The following is a 2454-nucleotide window of genomic DNA, read 5'->3' on the forward strand; positions in this document are numbered from 1 at the left end:
TGGAATTCCAAAGGTGCCGGTCTCGCTGTCGATCTGCTGGGGGGTGACCCCCAACGCCTCGGGCGAGGTGAGCAGGCTGATGACCCTGCGGTCGTTCATGGGCACCTCTTCCATTGTAATGCCGGTCATCTCTTCCAGGTACTTGTACATGGTGGGCACGTCGTGCCCCAGCTCGTCCAGCTTTAAGAGGGTTTCGTGCAGGTATTTAAATTCAAAATGGGTGGTGAGCACGCCCTTTTCCTTGTCGTCGGCGGGGTGCTGGATCGGGCAGAAATCCTGTATCTCGTGCACGTCCGGCACCACTACCATGCCGCCCGGGTGCTGGCCGGTGGTGCGCTTAACGCCGGTGCAGCCCAGGGTCAGGCGGTTTTCCTCGGCCCGGTTCACAATGCGGCCCCGCTCTTCCAGATACTTTTTCACGTAGCCGTAGGCGGTCTTATCCTGCAGGCCGGACACGGTGCCCGCTTTGAACACAAACTCCTTGCCGAACAGCTCCTCGGTATAACGGTGCACCTGGCTCTGATACTCGCCCGAGAAGTTCAGGTCGATGTCCGGCTCCTTGTCGCCGTCAAAACCCAAAAAGGTTTCAAAGGGGATATCGTGCCCGTCCACCGTAAGCTTGGCGCCGCACCGCGGGCAGTTTTTATCCGGCAGGTCAAAGCCGTCGGCCACACTGCCGTCGGTAATGAATTCACTGTACTGGCAGTGGGGGCACAGGTAGTGGGGCGGCAGGCTGTTTACTTCGGAAATTCCGGAAAAATGCGCCACCGCCGACGATCCCACCGAGCCGCGGCTGCCCACCTGGTAGCCGCCCGCGTTGGAATAGGCCACCAGCTTGACCGCAATCACATACAGCACCGCAAAACCGTGGCCGCAGATGGAATCCAGCTCGCGCTGCAGCCGGGTCTGCACGATCTCGGGCAAAGGGTCGCCGTAATGCTTTTTGGCGGTGGACCAGGTGGCGTCGCGCAGCTGCTGCTCCGCCCCCTCGATCGAGGGCGGAAAGGTGCCTTTGGGGATGGCGCGGATGCCGCCGTCGCACATATCCGCGATCTTGCCCGGGTTTGCGACCACGATCTCGAATGCCTTTTCAGGCGGCAGGTAATTAAACTGGGCCAGCATATCCTCGGTGGTGCGGTAATAAAGGGGCGCCTGGTTGTCGGCGTCCTTAAAGCCGTTGCCGGCCTGCAGCACCGCCCGGTAGACTGCGTCCTCCGGGTCCTGGAAATGCACGTCGCCCGTGGCCACCACCGGCTTGTTCAGCGCCTCGCCCAGGCGGATGACCGTGCGGTTGAACTCCTGGATCTTTTCGATGGAGTCTACCAGGTGCTCCCGCAGCATGTATTCGTTGTTGCCCAGGGGCTGCACTTCCAAAAAGTCGTAATACTCGGCAATGCGGCATAGCTCCTCAAAGCTCCGGCCATCCACGATCGCCCTGTAAAGTTCACCCGCTTCACAGGCCGAGCCGATGAGCAGACCCTCCCGGCACTGATCCAGCACGCTGCGGGGCACCCGGGGCTTTTTAAAGAAATATTTGGTGTGGGCCTCGCTCACCAGCTTATAAAGGTTTTTGAGCCCCAGCTGGTTGCGCACCAGAATGATCAGATGATAGTATTTCTTTTTGATCACCGCCTTGTTGCCGCCGCCGAGCCCGGTGTTGATCTGTTCCACCCGCTTGACCCCTTTCAGGTTCAGATCTTCCAGCATTTTGCAGAAGATCTTTGCCAGGGCCATGGCGTCGTCCACCGCCCGGTGGTGGTTGAAAGGCTCGATCTCCAGGTGATCGTTGATGGTGTCCAGCTTGTAATTGCGCAGGCCGAGATACAGGCTCTGCGCCATGGGCAGGGTATCGATGTAGGCATTTTCCAGCTCAAAGCCCGCCCGCCGGGCTGCCAGACGCATAAAACGCATATCAAAATTGTGGGCGTTGTGGGCAATGAGCACCCGCCCCTTTGCAAAATCCGCAAACTGGCGAATGGCCTCGTCCGGCGGCGGGGCGTCCGCCACCATGGCGTCGTTGATCCCCGTAAGCTCCACGATCTTGGGCGGAATGGGCTTGCCAGGGTTTACAAAGGTACCAAAGGTCTCGGTGATCTGCCCGTTCTCCACCACCACCGCGCCGATCTCGGTGAGCGCCTCGCTTTTGGGGTCAAGGCCCGTGGTCTCGGTGTCGTATACCACAAAGCTGCCGGTCAGCGGCCCCTCGGCCTCACCGTACAACACCGGGATCATGTCGTCCACAAAATAGGCCTCGCAGCCATAGATCAGCTTGAAGTCCGGGTCGCTTTTGCAGATCGACTCAGCCGCCAGCATTGCTTCCGGGAATCCCTGGCATACGCCGTGATCCGTGATGGCAACAGCCCGGTGCCCCATGCGGTGGGCCATGCGCACCACCTCGCCCGGGTCACAAAAGCCGTCCATGCTGGAAAGCTTGGTGTGCAGGTGCAGCTCCAC

At 60.1% G+C, this 2454-nt stretch carries 1 protein-coding gene; it reads right to left on the reverse strand.

The features are described from left to right. Window positions 1-2454: PolC-type DNA polymerase III (locus tag ACMLHZ_RS13990; RefSeq protein WP_418668286.1), on the reverse strand; the 2454-nt coding region annotated here is incomplete at both ends.

This window comes from Allofournierella sp. (assembly GCF_048388525.1).
Lineage (GTDB): Bacteria > Bacillota > Clostridia > Oscillospirales > Ruminococcaceae > BQOK01.